General features: G+C 45.0%; 7 protein-coding genes and 5 tRNA genes. 8 read left to right on the forward strand and 4 right to left on the reverse strand.

Annotation, left to right across the window (positions count from 1 at the left end; genetic code table 11):
• Positions 1-143: 143 nt before the first annotated feature.
• Positions 144-11,303, reverse strand: a complete 11,160-nt coding sequence (locus ACMXYW_RS10660) for a retention module-containing protein (protein ID WP_415904038.1) — start codon at positions 11,301-11,303, stop codon at positions 144-146.
• Positions 11,304-11,615: 312 nt separating this feature from the next.
• On the opposite strand from ACMXYW_RS10660, the gene ACMXYW_RS10665 reads away from it, so the two are divergent.
• The 5 genes from ACMXYW_RS10665 to ACMXYW_RS10685 all read left to right on the forward strand — a co-directional run bounded on the left by ACMXYW_RS10665 (position 11,616) and on the right by ACMXYW_RS10685 (position 12,114).
• Positions 11,616-11,691 (forward strand) — tRNA-Asn (locus ACMXYW_RS10665).
• Positions 11,692-11,713: 22 nt separating this feature from the next.
• A tRNA-Asn gene (locus tag ACMXYW_RS10670) sits at positions 11,714-11,789 on the forward strand.
• 6 nt (positions 11,790-11,795) lie between these two features.
• Positions 11,796-11,872, forward strand: a tRNA-Pro gene (locus ACMXYW_RS10675).
• 44 nt (positions 11,873-11,916) lie between these two features.
• Positions 11,917-11,993: transfer RNA gene (locus ACMXYW_RS10680), tRNA-Pro, on the forward strand.
• 44 nt (positions 11,994-12,037) lie between these two features.
• Positions 12,038-12,114: transfer RNA gene (locus ACMXYW_RS10685), tRNA-Pro, on the forward strand.
• 189 nt (positions 12,115-12,303) lie between these two features.
• On the opposite strand, the gene ACMXYW_RS10690 is transcribed toward ACMXYW_RS10685, so the two are convergent.
• The 3 genes from ACMXYW_RS10690 to ACMXYW_RS10700 all read right to left on the reverse strand — a co-directional run bounded on the left by ACMXYW_RS10690 (position 12,304) and on the right by ACMXYW_RS10700 (position 14,393).
• Positions 12,304-12,480 (reverse strand): DUF6435 family protein, encoded by a 177-nt coding sequence (locus tag ACMXYW_RS10690; RefSeq protein WP_415904039.1) that lies wholly within the window; start codon positions 12,478-12,480, stop codon positions 12,304-12,306.
• A 99-nt stretch (positions 12,481-12,579) separates the two neighbouring features.
• Positions 12,580-13,863, reverse strand: a complete 1,284-nt coding sequence (locus ACMXYW_RS10695) for a M18 family aminopeptidase (protein WP_415904040.1) — start codon at positions 13,861-13,863, stop codon at positions 12,580-12,582.
• 8 nt (positions 13,864-13,871) lie between these two features.
• Complete coding sequence (locus ACMXYW_RS10700; RefSeq protein WP_415904041.1) at positions 13,872-14,393, reverse strand: FKBP-type peptidyl-prolyl cis-trans isomerase; 522 nt, start codon at positions 14,391-14,393, stop codon at positions 13,872-13,874.
• Positions 14,394-14,546: 153 nt separating this feature from the next.
• Between ACMXYW_RS10700 and ACMXYW_RS10705 the strand changes: the two genes are divergently transcribed.
• The 3 genes from ACMXYW_RS10705 (at position 14,547) to rpsA (ending at position 19,378) form a co-directional block, all read left to right on the forward strand.
• Positions 14,547-16,637, forward strand: coding sequence for a carboxy terminal-processing peptidase (locus ACMXYW_RS10705; RefSeq protein ID WP_415904042.1), 2,091 nt, complete (start codon positions 14,547-14,549; stop codon positions 16,635-16,637).
• A 76-nt stretch (positions 16,638-16,713) separates the two neighbouring features.
• Entirely contained in the window at positions 16,714-17,493 is a 780-nt protein-coding gene (locus tag ACMXYW_RS10710; RefSeq protein WP_415904043.1) for a hypothetical protein, read from the forward strand.
• A 205-nt stretch (positions 17,494-17,698) separates the two neighbouring features.
• Positions 17,699-19,378: a 30S ribosomal protein S1 gene (rpsA, locus tag ACMXYW_RS10715; RefSeq protein ID WP_415885208.1), complete on the forward strand. Its 1,680-nt coding sequence runs from the start codon at positions 17,699-17,701 to the stop codon at positions 19,376-19,378.
• Positions 19,379-19,390 lie beyond the last annotated feature (12 nt).

Genomic DNA, 19,390 nt, shown 5'->3' on the forward strand with positions numbered 1-19,390 from the left:
GATTCTAGCGGAAAATTGGACTAGGGATAAGGGCTAAATCCACTATATTCGTAGTTGAATATAGACTCGATTCCCTCTTCCCCTAGAAAACAAAAAAGCACCCATAAAGGGTGCTTTTAACTAGTTGATAACTCTATCGATTATTAGTTGATACCATCATCGATGTTGTTGTTATCAAGAAGCTGCTGTAGTTGCGCTGCGACATCTGCATCCGCTGCAACGTTGTTCAAGTCGATAGTCTGAACAACATTAGAGCTAGATGCATCAGTGATCTGCAACTGCAGGTTGCCATCAGCATTCTCAACTGCAGAGATAACATGCGAACCATCAGACAGTACGTCCGATAGATCAATCACATCATTTTCTGAAGTGTTGAAATCAACAATCTGATCAGCAGCAGGTAAGTTATCAACTCCAAGATCGGACTTAGACCAAACAAACAGATCTTCACCTTCACCACCAGTTAGAATGTCGTTTCCTGCTTGTCCGATCAATATATCGTCACCATCTCCTGCAGCAAGATCATTATTCGAACTATCACCAACCAGATACTCGTCAGAGGTGATATTCAGCGTGGCAGATGAAGTATCGCCATCAGCATCTTCAATTTCATATTCGAATGAATCAATGCCAGTCGGGTAGTAATCGTAACTAATCTCTGTAAGCGTTATACCCTGCCCCGAAGGATCCGTGATAGTAAACACAAGATATTTTACTTCTCCTGAGATACCTTCCGCATTACCGGTATAAGTACCATTACTATTAGGTGGAACACTTCCATTAGATAAATCACCAGTCGTAAGAAGTGAGCCATCAGCAGCAAATGCTTGCCACTGAATATCAGCAGGATCCGTTTGATTAGCATTGTATTGACCAATGACAAATGTAAATGATCCAGAAACAGCCTTAGAAAGCTCGTATACAAGATACTCACCATTATCTAATGTCGCAGCACCGTTATTATCAGAAACACCGTAACCCTGTTTGTTAGCGCTAGCCGAGCCATGAGTAGAAACGGAAACGTCACTTTGAATGGTGGGATTAAGGTTTAGAGAACCATCAGCATTGTACAAATCAAATGCAAAACTACTTTCAGTATCAGAATACGCTGAAATAACGGCACCCTGGGTATCATTAACCTTTACTCGAATAGTTTCACTTGTAGCGTTATATTCGTAGCTGTATTCACCATTGGCATCAATAGTTAACGCACCATAAGCACCTTGGATGACGGTATCACCAGATGGACTTACCGGATTACCATTGACAGAAGTAACTTTATTATCTACATCAACACTTAAATAATCGTTGGATAGAACATTACCCTCTACAACTACAGAGGTGTCTATAACAGCGTCAGAATCATTTACCGCCACAGGTAAATCGTCAATCACTCTAATCGTTAAATTAGTTGAAGCCTCTGCACCATTAACGTTGGTTACAGTGTAAGCAAACTGGTCGATATCATTAACGCCCTCATCTGTTGTAGATGTAAGTTCGTAGTCATAATCACCAGCCAAGCGACCATTGAAATCATCTGTATAAACAGTAAGTTCACCGATATCAGTTGTAATTACGGTAATGCCAGTAGGATCAACACGAATACCATCTATATGAGTAAGCTCCGAATCGATGCCCAGTAGATTATCATTTGCAAGTAAGTTACCAGAGACAATAACTGGACTAGATGAAGCCAATAGAGATTCCTCAACCTCTTTGACATCTTCAAACACAGACGGTTTTACAGTAGATGACAAGTCGGTTGGTACAGGAGTATCGCTGTTAACATTAATAGCCACTGTCGCTGAAGAGCTTGTTAAACCCTTTTCATCTTCAACCGAATAAGTAAACGAAACATCGTCAACAAGATCGTACGCCAACGAAGCAACGTAATAATCACTCGAATCGGATGGGCTATTCTCATTCTGATACTCAGTCCCAACGAAACGAAGTTGATCAAATGCAATATCCGATAAAGTAAATGAAGCACTGCCAGTACCGTTGTTATTACCAATAGAGGTAGTATCAACATTTCCATTGCTAGGAGAGAAATCTGCAACTGCTGTACTAGATGCTGTGAAAGTCCATGTACCAACTAAAGCTCCGTCCAAATAAGCATGAACCACTCCAATCTCACCGCCACTTTCGCTATTGATTAAGTGAGTAACACCAATAGTTGCGTTAGTAACAGGTTGATCAAAATCAAACAACAGAGTTTCAGTATTGCCATCAGCATACTCAATCTGATTGATTCGATCATCAGAGCCACTATCAACCCCTAAACCGTCATTATTAATTTGAGTGACAGAAGACTGGGTACCATCCAAACCATAAGCAATAACATCCAAGCCAGCACTACTAGCAGCAACAGCATCAAAACCTTGAGTAAAATCGAAGGAAATAGTACTACCCGTACTTTCTAAGACTTGATCGTGCTCAGCTACCCAATAAAGAGTATCTGATGTGCTAAATTGATCACTCTGAATTTCGGATGCATCAAGTTTTATATAGCTTCCATCTTGAAGCAGATAGATGTCACCGTAATCTGGAAGGGAATCTAAACTAAAAATCAAACTATCTTCAGCAGTTTCAAGATCAGAACCACCCAAATCAGCAGGGTCCCCACCTACAGCATCATCATTTTCAGCTACAGACAGATCACCATCAAGACCACCTCCTATATCGATTTTCTTGATAAATGCATAGTTGCCAATTGGGAAATTAGCATCTAGTGAATCTGTACTTAAATTAGATTGCGTTGAAACATCATCAGCAGATGGTGGTGTATTGATAGTACCAACACTAGGTGTACCAAGGAGTTCGAAACCACCACCACTTACACTAACTTCAGTGGCTACGACTAACTCGCTGTCTGATCCAGCATATACATCTTCAAAGGCTGCCACCGCAGCTGTAACAACAAGTGCACCTGTTGCGCCGCTGCTGATCACAATACTCTGAGCATTGCCCAATAGATCTGTGAAGTTAACCGTTACCGCTTCATCACCAACTCGTACCACCTCACCTAATTCAACCGTATAAGTAAACGTCACACTTTCATCATTAAAATCGGCACTCGCACTTATGCCAACAGAGGTTTCATCAACAGTATCCGTCAGATTGACTGTACCTACACTTGGCGTACCCAGTGCTTCAAAGTCACTGCCGCCACTCACGCTTACTTCTGTCGCTACTGTCAGATCAGCCGCATCTTCTGCATATACATCTTCAAAAGCTGATTCCGGGATAACTACGTCAACGGTGCCTGTGGTCCCACTGCTGATCACAATACTCTGAGCATTGCCCAATAGATCTGTGAAGTTAACCGTTACCGCTTCATCACCAACTCGTACCGCTGCACCCAACTCAACTGTGTAAGTCAGGGTTGTACCGTCTTCGTTGAAATCAGGACCCGCTGTCAGGCTGACTGATGTTGCATCTTCTGTATCAATCAGATTGACTGTACCTACACTTGGCGTACCCAGTGCTTCAAAGTCACTGCCGCCACTCACGCTTACTTCTGTCGCTACTGTCAGATCAGCCGCATCTTCTGCATATACATCTTCAAAAGCTGATTCCGGGATAACTACGTCAACGGTGCCTGTGGTTCCACTGCTGATCACAATACTCTGAGCATTGCCCAATAGATCTGTGAAGTTAACCGTTACCGCTTCATCACCAACTCGTACCGCTGCACCCAACTCAACTGTGTAAGTCAGGGTTGTACCGTCTTCGTTGAAATCAGGACCCGCTGTCAGGCTGACTGATGTTGCATCTTCTGTATCAATCAGATTGACTGTACCTACACTTGGCGTACCCAGTGCTTCAAAGTCACTGCCGCCACTCACGCTTACTTCTGTCGCTACTGTCAGATCAGCCGCATCTTCTGCATATACATCTTCAAAAGCTGATTCCGGGATAACTACGTCAACGGTGCCTGTGGTCCCACTGCTGATCACAATACTCTGAGCATTGCCCAATAGATCTGTGAAGTTAACCGTTACCGCTTCATCACCAACTCGTACCGCTGCACCCAACTCAACTGTGTAAGTCAGGGTTGTACCGTCTTCGTTGAAATCAGGACCCGCTGTCAGGCTGACTGATGTTGCATCTTCTGTATCAATCAGATTGACTGTACCTACACTTGGCGTACCCAGTGCTTCAAAGTCACTGCCGCCACTCACGCTTACTTCTGTCGCTACTGTCAGATCAGCCGCATCTTCTGCATATACATCTTCAAAAGCTGATTCCGGGATAACTACGTCAACGGTGCCTGTGGTCCCACTGCTGATCACAATACTCTGAGCATTGCCCAATAGATCTGTGAAGTTAACCGTTACCGCTTCATCACCAACTCGTACCGCTGCACCCAACTCAACTGTGTAAGTCAGGGTTGTACCGTCTTCGTTGAAATCAGGACCCGCTGTCAGGCTGACTGATGTTGCATCTTCTGTATCAATCAGATTGACTGTACCTACACTTGGCGTACCCAGTGCTTCAAAGTCACTGCCGCCACTCACGCTTACTTCTGTCGCTACTGTCAGATCAGCCGCATCTTCTGCATATACATCTTCAAAAGCTGATTCCGGGATAACTACGTCAACGGTGCCTGTGGTTCCACTGCTGATCACAATACTCTGAGCATTGCCCAATAGATCTGTGAAGTTAACCGTTACCGCTTCATCACCAACTCGTACCGCTGCACCCAACTCAACTGTGTAAGTCAGGGTTGTACCGTCTTCGTTGAAATCAGGACCCGCTGTCAGGCTGACTGATGTTGCATCTTCTGTATCAATCAGATTGACTGTACCTACACTTGGCGTACCCAGTGCTTCAAAGTCACTGCCGCCACTCACGCTTACTTCTGTCGCTACTGTCAGATCAGCCGCATCTTCTGCATATACATCTTCAAAAGCTGATTCCGGGATAACTACGTCAACGGTGCCTGTGGTTCCACTGCTGATCACAATACTCTGAGCATTGCCCAATAGATCTGTGAAGTTAACCGTTACCGCTTCATCACCAACTCGTACCGCTGCACCCAACTCAACTGTGTAAGTCAGGGTTGTACCGTCTTCGTTGAAATCAGGACCCGCTGTCAGGCTGACTGATGTTGCATCTTCTGTATCAATCAGATTGACTGTACCTACACTTGGCGTACCCAGTGCTTCAAAGTCACTGCCGCCACTCACGCTTACTTCTGTCGCTACTGTCAGATCAGCCGCATCTTCTGCATATACATCTTCAAAAGCTGATTCCGGGATAACTACGTCAACGGTGCCTGTGGTCCCACTGCTGATCACAATACTCTGAGCATTGCCCAATAGATCTGTGAAGTTAACCGTTACCGCTTCATCACCAACTCGTACCGCTGCACCCAACTCAACTGTGTAAGTCAGGGTTGTACCGTCTTCGTTGAAATCAGGACCCGCTGTCAGGCTGACTGATGTTGCATCTTCTGTATCAATCAGATTGACTGTACCTACACTTGGCGTACCCAGTGCTTCAAAGTCACTGCCGCCACTCACGCTTACTTCTGTCGCTACTGTCAGATCAGCCGCATCTTCTGCATATACATCTTCAAAAGCTGATTCCGGGATAACTACGTCAACGGTGCCTGTGGTCCCACTGCTGATCACAATACTCTGAGCATTGCCCAATAGATCTGTGAAGTTAACCGTTACCGCTTCATCACCAACTCGTACCGCTGCACCCAACTCAACTGTGTAAGTCAGGGTTGTACCGTCTTCGTTGAAATCAGGACCCGCTGTCAGGCTGACTGATGTTGCATCTTCTGTATCAATCAGATTGACTGTACCTACACTTGGCGTACCCAGTGCTTCAAAGTCACTGCCGCCACTCACGCTTACTTCTGTCGCTACTGTCAGATCAGCCGCATCTTCTGCATATACATCTTCAAAAGCTGATTCCGGGATAACTACGTCAACGGTGCCTGTGGTCCCACTGCTGATCACAATACTCTGAGCATTGCCCAATAGATCTGTGAAGTTAACCGTTACCGCTTCATCACCAACTCGTACCGCTGCACCCAACTCAACTGTGTAAGTCAGGGTTGTACCGTCTTCGTTGAAATCAGGACCCGCTGTCAGGCTGACTGATGTTGCATCTTCTGTATCAATCAGATTGACTGTACCTACACTTGGCGTACCCAGTGCTTCAAAGTCACTGCCGCCACTCACGCTTACTTCTGTCGCTACTGTCAGATCAGCCGCATCTTCTGCATATACATCTTCAAAAGCTGATTCCGGGATAACTACGTCAACGGTGCCTGTGGTTCCACTGCTGATCACAATACTCTGAGCATTGCCCAATAGATCTGTGAAGTTAACCGTTACCGCTTCATCACCAACTCGTACCGCTGCACCCAACTCAACTGTGTAAGTCAGGGTTGTACCGTCTTCGTTGAAATCAGGACCCGCTGTCAGGCTGACTGATGTTGCATCTTCTGTATCAATCAGATTGACTGTACCTACACTTGGCGTACCCAGTGCTTCAAAGTCACTGCCGCCACTCACGCTTACTTCTGTCGCTACTGTCAGATCAGCCGCATCTTCTGCATATACATCTTCAAAAGCTGATTCCGGGATAACTACGTCAACGGTGCCTGTGGTCCCACTGCTGATCACAATACTCTGAGCATTGCCCAATAGATCTGTGAAGTTAACCGTTACCGCTTCATCACCAACTCGTACCGCTGCACCCAACTCAACTGTGTAAGTCAGGGTTGTACCGTCTTCGTTGAAATCAGGACCCGCTGTCAGGCTGACTGATGTTGCATCTTCTGTATCAATCAGATTGACTGTACCTACACTTGGCGTACCCAGTGCTTCAAAGTCACTGCCGCCACTCACGCTTACTTCTGTCGCTACTGTCAGATCAGCCGCATCTTCTGCATATACATCTTCAAAAGCTGATTCCGGGATAACTACGTCAACGGTGCCTGTGGTCCCACTGCTGATCACAATACTCTGAGCATTGCCCAATAGATCTGTGAAGTTAACCGTTACCGCTTCATCACCAACTCGTACCGCTGCACCCAACTCAACTGTGTAAGTCAGGGTTGTACCGTCTTCGTTGAAATCAGGACCCGCTGTCAGGCTGACTGATGTTGCATCTTCTGTATCAATCAGATTGACTGTACCTACACTTGGCGTACCCAGTGCTTCAAAGTCACTGCCGCCACTCACGCTTACTTCTGTCGCTACTGTCAGATCAGCCGCATCTTCTGCATATACATCTTCAAAAGCTGATTCCGGGATAACTACGTCAACGGTGCCTGTGGTCCCACTGCTGATCACAATACTCTGAGCATTGCCCAATAGATCTGTGAAGTTAACCGTTACCGCTTCATCACCAACTCGTACCGCTGCACCCAACTCAACTGTGTAAGTCAGGGTTGTACCGTCTTCGTTGAAATCAGGACCCGCTGTCAGGCTGACTGATGTTGCATCTTCTGTATCAATCAGATTGACTGTACCTACACTTGGCGTACCCAGTGCTTCAAAGTCACTGCCGCCACTCACGCTTACTTCTGTCGCTACTGTCAGATCAGCCGCATCTTCTGCATATACATCTTCAAAAGCTGATTCCGGGATAACTACGTCAACGGTGCCTGTGGTTCCACTGCTGATCACAATACTCTGAGCATTGCCCAATAGATCTGTGAAGTTAACCGTTACCGCTTCATCACCAACTCGTACCGCTGCACCCAACTCAACTGTGTAAGTCAGGGTTGTACCGTCTTCGTTGAAATCAGGACCCGCTGTCAGGCTGACTGATGTTGCATCTTCTGTATCAATCAGATTGACTGTACCTACACTTGGCGTACCCAGTGCTTCAAAGTCACTGCCGCCACTCACGCTTACTTCTGTCGCTACTGTCAGATCAGCCGCATCTTCTGCATATACATCTTCAAAAGCTGATTCCGGGATAACTACGTCAACGGTGCCTGTGGTCCCACTGCTGATCACAATACTCTGAGCATTGCCCAATAGATCTGTGAAGTTAACCGTTACCGCTTCATCACCAACTCGTACCGCTGCACCCAACTCAACTGTGTAAGTCAGGGTTGTACCGTCTTCGTTGAAATCAGGACCCGCTGTCAGGCTGACTGATGTTGCATCTTCTGTATCAATCAGATTGACTGTACCTACACTTGGCGTACCCAGTGCTTCAAAGTCACTGCCGCCACTCACGCTTACTTCTGTCGCTACTGTCAGATCAGCCGCATCTTCTGCATATACATCTTCAAAAGCTGATTCCGGGATAACTACGTCAACGGTGCCTGTGGTCCCACTGCTGATCACAATACTCTGAGCATTGCCCAATAGATCTGTGAAGTTAACCGTTACCGCTTCATCACCAACTCGTACCGCTGCACCCAACTCAACTGTGTAAGTCAGGGTTGTACCGTCTTCGTTGAAATCAGGACCCGCTGTCAGGCTGACTGATGTTGCATCTTCTGTATCAATCAGATTGACTGTACCTACACTTGGCGTACCCAGTGCTTCAAAGTCACTGCCGCCACTCACGCTTACTTCTGTCGCTACTGTCAGATCAGCCGCATCTTCTGCATATACATCTTCAAAAGCTGATTCCGGGATAACTACGTCAACGGTGCCTGTGGTCCCACTGCTGATCACAATACTCTGAGCATTGCCCAATAGATCTGTGAAGTTAACCGTTACCGCTTCATCACCAACTCGTACCGCTGCACCCAACTCAACTGTGTAAGTCAGGGTTGTACCGTCTTCGTTGAAATCAGGACCCGCTGTCAGGCTGACTGATGTTGCATCTTCTGTATCAATCAGATTGACTGTACCTACACTTGGCGTACCCAGTGCTTCAAAGTCACTGCCGCCACTCACGCTTACTTCTGTCGCTACTGTCAGATCAGCCGCATCTTCTGCATATACATCTTCAAAAGCTGATTCCGGGATAACTACGTCAACGGTGCCTGTGGTCCCACTGCTGATCACAATACTCTGAGCATTGCCCAATAGATCTGTGAAGTTAACCGTTACCGCTTCATCACCAACTCGTACCGCTGCACCCAACTCAACTGTGTAAGTCAGGGTTGTACCGTCTTCGTTGAAATCAGGACCCGCTGTCAGGCTGACTGATGTTGCATCTTCTGTATCAATCAGATTGACTGTACCTACACTTGGCGTACCCAGTGCTTCAAAGTCACTGCCGCCACTCACGCTTACTTCTGTCGCTACTGTCAGATCAGCCGCATCTTCTGCATATACATCTTCAAAAGCTGATTCCGGGATAACTACGTCAACGGTGCCTGTGGTCCCACTGCTGATCACAATACTCTGAGCATTGCCCAATAGATCTGTGAAGTTAACCGTTACCGCTTCATCACCAACTCGTACCGCTGCACCCAACTCAACTGTGTAAGTCAGGGTTGTACCGTCTTCGTTGAAATCAGGACCCGCTGTCAGGCTGACTGATGTTGCATCTTCTGTATCAATCAGATTGACTGTACCTACACTTGGCGTACCCAGTGCTTCAAAGTCACTGCCGCCACTCACGCTTACTTCTGTCGCTACTGTCAGATCAGCCGCATCTTCTGCATATACATCTTCAAAAGCTGATTCCGGGATAACTACGTCAACGGTGCCTGTGGTCCCACTGCTGATCACAATACTCTGAGCATTGCCCAATAGATCTGTGAAGTTAACCGTTACCGCTTCATCACCAACTCGTACCGCTGCACCCAACTCAACTGTGTAAGTCAGGGTTGTACCGTCTTCGTTGAAATCAGGACCCGCTGTCAGGCTGACTGATGTTGCATCTTCTGTATCAATCAGATTGACTGTACCTACACTTGGCGTACCCAGTGCTTCAAAGTCACTGCCGCCACTCACGCTTACTTCTGTCGCTACTGTCAGATCAGCCGCATCTTCTGCATATACATCTTCAAAAGCTGATTCCGGGATAACTACGTCAACGGTGCCTGTGGTCCCACTGCTGATCACAATACTCTGAGCATTGCCCAATAGATCTGTGAAGTTAACCGTTACCGCTTCATCACCAACTCGTACCGCTGCACCCAACTCAACTGTGTAAGTCAGGGTTGTACCGTCTTCGTTGAAATCAGGACCCGCTGTCAGGCTGACTGATGTTGCATCTTCTGTATCAATCAGATTGACTGTACCTACACTTGGCGTACCCAGTGCTTCAAAGTCACTGCCGCCACTCACGCTTACTTCTGTCGCTACTGTCAGATCAGCCGCATCTTCTGCATATACATCTTCAAAAGCTGATTCCGGGATAACTACGTCAACGGTGCCTGTGGTCCCACTGCTGATCACAATACTCTGAGCATTGCCCAATAGATCTGTGAAGTTAACCGTTACCGCTTCATCACCAACTCGTACCGCTGCACCCAACTCAACTGTGTAAGTCAGGGTTGTACCGTCTTCGTTGAAATCAGGACCCGCTGTCAGGCTGACGGAGGTCTCATCGATGGTATCATTGATAGTAATTAATGATGTATCAGAAAGATCCAGATTTTCGTAGCCACCACCACTTACAGAGCTAATTGCTACATCAAAACTCTCTCCATCAATGTAAGCATCTTCACCTTGAGCAGGCTGCGGCTCAGAACTACCAATTAGCGAACCACTTGCAAAATATATTTCTACACCATTATCAAGCGTTACAATAAAATCACCCTGCGGTGCTTTATCTACACTTGCTGTATATGTGATTAGTCCATCTTCAGATGATGTAACATCATTTAGTAGAACTGTTACTAATACTGCATCAGTAGATTCTGAAGGCTCATTTTCAGTAGTTGCTACAAGCTCTTCTTCAAACTGAATTACTGGATCATTAATGCCTATCGTTTCATAACCTGCATTAGGATCTACTTCTTCAGCTGTACGCTCTATATTTACTGTTGTAGAGCCTTCATTACCTTCACCACCAGCTTGCGTATCACCACCTGCTGCAGTTGCTTCCGATACAGCTGTAGGATCGGCACCTGCTAAGATTGCTGCCTGAATCGACTCTACATCCGCCGTTGCTTCAGAAAGATCAAAATTATTAGATTCTGTATATGTCTCAGCATTAGCCAACCAATTTTGGCCACCATCCAGTCGTACAGGCTCTCCAGCATCCATAGCTATTTCAATCGACGCATCAGGAGCAACTCGTATCATTTCATCTGCATATACTTCTTCCCCTAATGAAAGAAGCCTCTCTGTACCATCTGCCTTGACAGCTACTACATTTCCAATCAGAAGCGAAACTGTACCAATTACATTCATATATACTATTCCTTAGAAAACAGATCTCTAGATGATTGTTGTCCTTTATAAATGCCCAAATAAACAAAAACTATTGTACCGAGGTACAGGTACCTATTTTTTTCTAGTTTTTAATAAGTTAGATCAAATTAATCGAAATAAAAAAAGCAGCTTAGACAGGCTACATTTATCCCATCTGAACATAATTCGAACTAATTTCAGCCAAAATTGTTTACGCTATAATCAACCCTACCAATCAATGAGTTTTTTTATAAAAAACCCCTTGACGCCCTACCCCTTGGTCATTAAGATACGCCGCACTTTCAAGGCTAATCCCTGATAGCTCAGTTGGTAGAGCAGTAGACTGTTAATCTATTGGTCGCTGGTTCGAGTCCAGCTCAGGGAGCCAACCTTGATAGTACAGCTGATGATCCCCGATAGCTCAGTTGGTAGAGCAGTAGACTGTTAATCTATTGGTCGCTGGTTCGAGTCCAGCTCGGGGAGCCATTTAGTCGGAGTGTAGCGCAGCTTGGTAGCGCATCTGGTTTGGGACCAGAGGGTCGGGGGTTCGAATCCCTCCACTCCGACCACTTTCATTGGCAATTATTCTAAATACCTGCTCAGGTATGATCGTCGGAGTGTAGCGCAGCTTGGTAGCGCATCTGGTTTGGGACCAGAGGGTCGGGGGTTCGAATCCCTCCACTCCGACCACTTTCATTGGTTAATTTCCAAAACACCTGTTCAAGTATCATCGTCGGAGTGTAGCGCAGCTTGGTAGCGCATCTGGTTTGGGACCAGAGGGTCGGGGGTTCGAATCCCTCCACTCCGACCATCTTAATATTCTCTATTTACTTTCAATGGCTAACTAAATCAATAGAGTTGTATTTGATAACTCATTGCTTTCGTCTTCTATTAGATTGTATTCGCAGCAGTTTTTCGTCGTAAACATCAAGCCCATTGCGCGCAGCTCCAATAAGTAACTCGCAGGCAATTTCCCCACTATAATCACCATAAACCAAAGCTAAGATTTTTCTTCCTGAACCTGCTTTAATTTTTCATAAAGCTCTTCAGCCTCACGCGTAAGAAAAGAATATTTTTCAATATCACCACAACGCTGCGCGTTCATTGCCTGCTCAAGCTTAGCGTTATATTCTTTCTTAAGTCTTTTTTCAGGATTCTGTTTTAAAAATGAGAACATCTGTTTCACCTCACATTTCAGAGAAACAGGTATTACGGGAGGGGAAAGTGAACCGATCACATAGACACTGCAACCGGTTCCAATATGAACTATGTATGGTTAAACAGTAGGCTCTTCAAAGAATTTAGCCAGAACTTTCGTCAAAGCAATAACATCCTTAGTACCAGCCATTTCACGAATTGAGTGCATTGCAAATTGCGGAACACCAATATCCAGTGTTTTTACACCCAGTTCTGCAGCTGTAATTGGCCCTATGGTACTACCGCACGCCATATCACTTCTTACAACAAACGCCTGAACCGGAACATTCACCTGCTGAGCGAGATCCCTAAATATCGCACTCGTTTCACTGTTGGAAGCATAGCGCTGATTCGCGTTGAGCTTAATTACAGGCCCCTCATTAATTAAAGGGCCATGGTTTGCATCGTGCTTATCCGCAAAATTAGGGTGAATACCATGAGCATTATCTGCCGAGATCATCATAGAACGACTTATCATCCGGACCCTATCCTCGACATCAGGCATCAATCGTTCCAACACCTGGCTCAACATTGGCCCTTGAGCACCAGAAGAACTCATACTGCCTACTTCTTCATGGTCATTACAGACTAAAAGCGCCCCTTGCTCAAAATTAGATTGCAGTAATGCCGCCAATCCCATGTAGCAACTTAAAAGATTATCCAGTCTTGCAGATGACAAATACTCTTTCTTTAACCCTGTCAGTGCTGGCTTTTGCGTATCGTATAGCGAGATTTCATAATCAAGAACCTCCGCCACATCTTCAACACCCTCAGCAGATAATCTATCCGCCAACATCTGCTTAAAGCTAAACCCTTTATCCCCTTGCCCTAAAATAACTGGCAAATAGGTTTGAGCATTGATTGTTCTACTTTTATTTGCCTCTCGATCCAGATGAATAGCTAAACTAGGAATTAGTGCTATGGGATCTTTAAAGTTAACTAACGCCTTACAACGCTCACCTTTTAGAGACTTATAACTCACCCGCCCTGCCATAGACAGATCACGATCAAACCAGGGGTTTAACAACACCCCACCATAAACCTCAACACCCAACTGCTGATAGCCATGCCTATTCAGTTCAGGAACCGGCTTCACTTTTAGACAAGGAGAATCAGTATGCGCGCCCACCATACGTAATCCAGACTCTGCCAGATTAACATCACGCGGCAAAGACCAAGCAATTATGGAAGAGCCATTGCGAGTAACGTAATACTTCCCACCCGCTTGTAACTGCCAACTATCCTCTTCACGCAGCTCTATAAAACCATTTTTAGCCAAACGCTGCGACATCTCCTTTACCGCGTGATACGGCGTTGGAGACGCTTCTAAGAACAATTGTAAATCTGCAATTAAGTCTTTCATTTAAAATCCTATTTCTCAGAAGCCTTAAAATCGATTAACTCAACTTTAAATATCAAAGTTGAATTCGCTGGAATATCAACACTTGGGCTAGTAGCACCGTAAGCCAATTCCGGCTTGATATAAAACATCCAAACCGCCCCTTTATTCATCATAGCTAAACCTTCAGTCCAGCCGCGAATAACGCGATTTAACGGGAAGGAACTAGGCTCACCACGTTTATAAGAGCTATCAAATACATGCCCGTCAACACGAGTACCTTCGTAGTGAACAGTAACAGTATCAGTAACGTTAGGGCTCCCACCCTCTCCTGCCTGAACAACTTTATATTGCAAACCACTCGGTGTTACTTTTACATCTTGATCTTTTGCATTTGACTCTAGAAAGGCAACACCTTCTTTCCTGACGTCATCGTTAAGCGCCTTCTCAACCAACGCTTGACGAAACTTTTGCTCTTCAGGATCTTCACCACAACCACTAACCAATCCTAGCGTCATCGCCAGAGCTGTAACACCTACGAGTTTCATGTTCATAAACGAATACCAAATAAATCCATACACTCTTTATAAGCAATTGATTTTACAACAGTGCCGCGCATGTCTACACTCAACAAACTGTGACAGGGAACTCACAACCCTTTTTTAGGGTCATAGTTAAATCCAGAGCGCTGAATTAAGACTTACATTATGCATAGATCGCTATTAAAGCCACTGTTGTTTACTGCGTTATCCTTCCTAATTCCAAGTACAGCCAATGCACTTGCAACACCGCTCAAATCAGAGCCCGTGCATAAGCAAACGTTATTAGAAATTACAGAATCGCTCAAACTAGGCCACTATAACAGAGTCAATTTAGATGATTCATTATCTGGACAGATCTTTAATCAATATATTAAGGACCTCGACCCTGCGCGCAGCTATTTTTACAAAAGCGATATAGATGAGTTCGAAAAATATCGTTTGGTACTAGACGATCAAATCCGCTCTGGAGAACTCTCTGCAGCTTATTTCATTTTCAACCGCTATCAAGAGCGTATTGAAGGTCGCCTAGAGTTCATTATTGATGAATTAGAACAAGGCAAGGTATTTGATTTCTCGATTGATGAGAGCCTAAACACTGATCGAGAAAACGCTGCTTGGATTGAATCCACCCAAGAGATGAATGCACTTTGGGACCGTCGACTTAAGAGCGCTCTGCTCAACCTTCTATTAGCTGAAAAAACTGAAGAAGAAGCACGAGAAATTCTAATAAAACGCTATAAAAACCAACTAAAAAGAAGTTTACAAGTTAATAGCGAAGACGTATTCCAATCGTTTGCAAACGCTTTTACCAAGCAATACGATCCACACACCCAGTATTTTTCACCAAGAAAATCTGAGAATTTCAAAATTAATATGAGCTTATCTCTAGAAGGGATCGGCGCTGTATTAAAAAGTGAAAACGAATTCACTCAGATTGTTCGCCTTGTACCTGCAGGCCCTGCTGAAAAGACAGGTCAACTGAAGGCGACCGACCGTATTATTGGTGTCGGCCAAGGTGAAGATGGCGATATCGAAGATGTCGTAGGCTGGAGACTGGACGATGTTGTTCAACTTATTCGAGGCCCTAAAGGAACTACTGTTAGGCTCGAAGTAAGGACTTCTGAGCGCGAAGACATCCCTTCCAAAATCGTAAAAATTGTTCGAAATAAAGTAAAATTAGAAGAACAATCCGCTCAAAAGCGCATACTCGAACTTGAACATCTTGGCCAACCATTCAAACTTGGCGTAATTGAGATACCAGCCTTCTATATTGATTTTGCAGCACTGCAGCGTGGCGATGACGATTATAAAAGCACCTCTCGCGATGTAGAAAAGCTTATTCAAGAACTAAAAGACGAAAATGTTGACGGCCTAATCGTAGACCTCCGTAACAATGGCGGCGGCTCTCTTCGTGAAGCCAACGACACTGTTGGCCTATTCATTCAACGTGGCCCAACAGTTCAGGTGAAAGACTCTACAGGTCGAGTTGAGGTTCTTCGCGATCTTAACCCAAAAGTCTCTTACGGTGGACCAATGGCTGTTCTTGTTAACCGCCTATCTGCCTCAGCATCTGAAATTTTTGCCGGTGCAATCCAAGACTACAACCGTGGCATCGTTATTGGCGGCCAAACCTTTGGTAAAGGCACCGTTCAAACCTTACTACCCCTTAACCACGGCCAGCTTAAACTGACACACGCTATGTTTTATCGAATTTCTGGCGACAGCACCCAGAATAAAGGCGTAATGCCAGATATCACATTCCCTACCCTTTATGACCCTGAAATCATTGGTGAAAGCGCATTAGATCAAGCTCTAGCTTGGGATAAAGTTCGATCAGCACCTCATGGCGTGTACCCGAATCTGAAACAATTTTTAACTCAGATCAATTCACGTTATCAATCACGAAGCATGACTGATCCGGACTTCATCTTCATGCGTGAACAAGTTGAGCATCTCAACGAAGTACGCAAGGAAAGCAGCCTTATCCCTCTACAGGAATCAGCGCTTAAGATTGAACGTGAGAAAGCGGAAGAATGGCAAGTGAATGCCGAAAACCGTCGTCGCAGCAAAAAACAACTACCTCCGATCAAATCGCTATCAGAGCTTGATGAAGAGCTAGAAAAAGATGCTCAAGGCAGACCTATCAACCCAGAAGCTGAAGCTATGCTAGTAGAAAGTGGAAGAATTCTACTTGATACAGCCTTCTTACAGTTGCAATATTCAGCTAACGAAACCCAGAAAGGCGAACAGAAATAGCCTCGATGCTAGCGAGCAATCGCTACGCTTCTATGGATTAATAACGCCAGCCGCCAAGATAGGAAAGAAGTAAGCAATGAATACTAGAAAGCTTCTTGTAGTACTGATCATCGTTCCAATTGTATTGGCCATTCTCGGTGGCGGTGGCTATTTTGCCTATAATGAAATGCAGGGCCAGCATCAGGAAAACCTAAAAGACTTAGAAAAATTTGGCTTCACTGTCTTACCTAGCAATGTTCATACTGAGACAACTGGCGAACTCGGCACTAAGCAGCTTCCGGCCACTTTCGCACAAGACAAACTCACCCCAACGCAGAAAGTTATTAAAGGCTTAATGGCCGACAATGAGAAGCTTCTAGACGAGCAAGAAGTTTATAAAAAACAGATTGAAGGGCTTAAAGCCGAAATAGCTGCCCTTGAAGAATACAAAAAGCTCAACGAGCATTTTGCCCCTTTGACCATTGTTGAAGAAGTTGCCGCTGTAGAAAAACAACTCAAGACATTGCTTATCGATATGCCAGATGCCCGACGCTTCTCTAACCTACAAATAGAAGCAATGTCGGCAGCTGCTGGTAACGAATATAAGAAATTTATTGGTGGAAAACGCTTAATCCTATCCGACAGCGAGCGCGAAGATCTCGTTAAAACCTATATGCCCGAATTCTCGTTCTGCGTAGGGGATGGCATTGAAATCGCAGCCAACTCCCCTCGTGAAGAGCGCCTTATAACTCAATTTTTCCGTAAACAGGATAGCAGCAACCTAACCAGTGAGTTAAAAACTGATCTGGATACAGTTGTAAAACCTTGTCAAACAGCACTTTACTCCCGACTAGACGATTACGATAAACCTTTTTAATAATCCGCTAAAACCTTATACATTCTCTGTTAATTTACTGTATAATGTGCGCTCATTTTCTTTTGAAATGGGCGCTACACCGGTCAAAACGCCCTCTTCATAATAATTAAACTGACCCTGTGAATCCGGTTTTACAGGCTGAAGTGCTGTTATCCAATCTCACATTCTTAGCGAGATAAAACAGCCCTTATATAGGACATATTCAATGAGCGAAAGCTTTGCTGATCTGTTTGAAGAATCCCTTCAATCACTAGACATGACTCCAGGTAAATTGGTAATTGGTGAAGTTGTTGATATCGACAGCGACTGGGTTACTGTACATGCTGGTCTAAAATCTGAAGCAATCATCCCGCGTTCTCAGTTCCTTAACGATGCTAACGAACTTGAGATCAAAATCGGTGACGACGTTAAAGTTGCACTAGAAGCGGTTGAAGATGGTTTCGGTGAAACTCGTCTGTCTCGTGAAAAAGCGAAACGCGCTGAAGCTTGGGAAGTTCTACAGACTAAATTTGAAGCTGAAGAAGTTGTTAAAGGCTACATCAGCGGCAAAGTTAAAGGCGGCTTCACAGTTAGCATCAACAACATTCAAGGCTTCCTACCAGGTTCTTTGGTAGACGTTCGCCCTGTACGTGACGTTGATCACCTAGAAGGCAAAGAGCTTGAATTCAAACTAATCAAGCTTGATCCTAAGCGTAACAACATCGTTGTTTCTCGCCGTGCAGTTCTTCAAGAAGCTAACAGTGCTCAGCGTGATGAGCTACTAGCTACTCTAGAAGAAGGTCAAGAAGTTAAAGGTTTCGTTAAGAACCTTACTAACTACGGTGCATTCATCGATCTTGGCGGTGTTGACGGTCTTCTACACATCACTGACATGGCTTGGAAGCGTATCTCTCACCCATCAGAGATGCTAAACCCAGGCGATGAGATCACTGTTAAGATCATCAAGTTCGACAAAGAATCTGGTCGTATCTCTCTAGGTCTTAAGCAGCTTTCTCAAGACCCATGGTCTCTTATCAAAGAACGTTACCCAGCTGGTGCTAAGTGCAAGGCACGCATCACTAACCTTACTGATTACGGCTGCTTCGCATCTATCGAAGACGGCGTAGAAGGTCTGGTACACGTTTCTGAAATGTCTTGGACTAACAAGAACATCCACCCATCTAAAGTTGTTCAGATCGGTGATGAGCTAGAAGTTATGATCCTAGACGTTGACGAAGAGCGTCGTCGTATTTCTCTAGGTATCAAACAGTGCACAGCTAACCCATGGGTTACTTTCGCTGAGCAGTTTGCTGCGAACGACAAAGTTACTGGTACTATCAAAACTATCACTGACTTCGGTATCTTCGTTGGCCTACAGGACGAGCTTGACGGTCTTGTTCACATGTCTGACATCACTTGGGAAGCTGATGCTGAAGCAGCTCTACGCCAGTTCAAGAAAGGCGAAGAAGTTGAAGCTGTTATCCTTTCTATCGATGCAGAGAAAGAGCGTATCTCTCTTGGTATCAAACAGCTTGAAAGCGATCCATTCGCTGAATTCGCTGCAGCTAACGACAAAGGCGCTATCGTAACTGGTAAAGTTACTTCTGTAGACGCTAAAGCAGCTGTTATCGAGCTAGCTGAAGGTATCGAAGGTACTCTGAAAGTATCTGAGATCTCTGTAGATCGCGTTGAAGATGCATCTACTGTTCTTAACGTTGGTGAAGAAGTAGAAGCTAAGATCATCACTCTTGATCGTCGCAACCGCGTTATCAACCTGTCTATCAAAGCGAAAGAACAGGCTGAAGAGAAAGCAGCAATCTCTGCTGTACGTAACGCTGAAGTTGAAGTATCTGGCCCAACTACAATTGGTGACCTGATCAAAGCTCAGCTAGACAACCAGAAGTAATCACTTCTTGTT

It is taken from the genome of Neptuniibacter sp. QD48_55 (assembly GCF_047778115.1).
Lineage (GTDB): Bacteria > Pseudomonadota > Gammaproteobacteria > Pseudomonadales > Balneatricaceae > Neptuniibacter.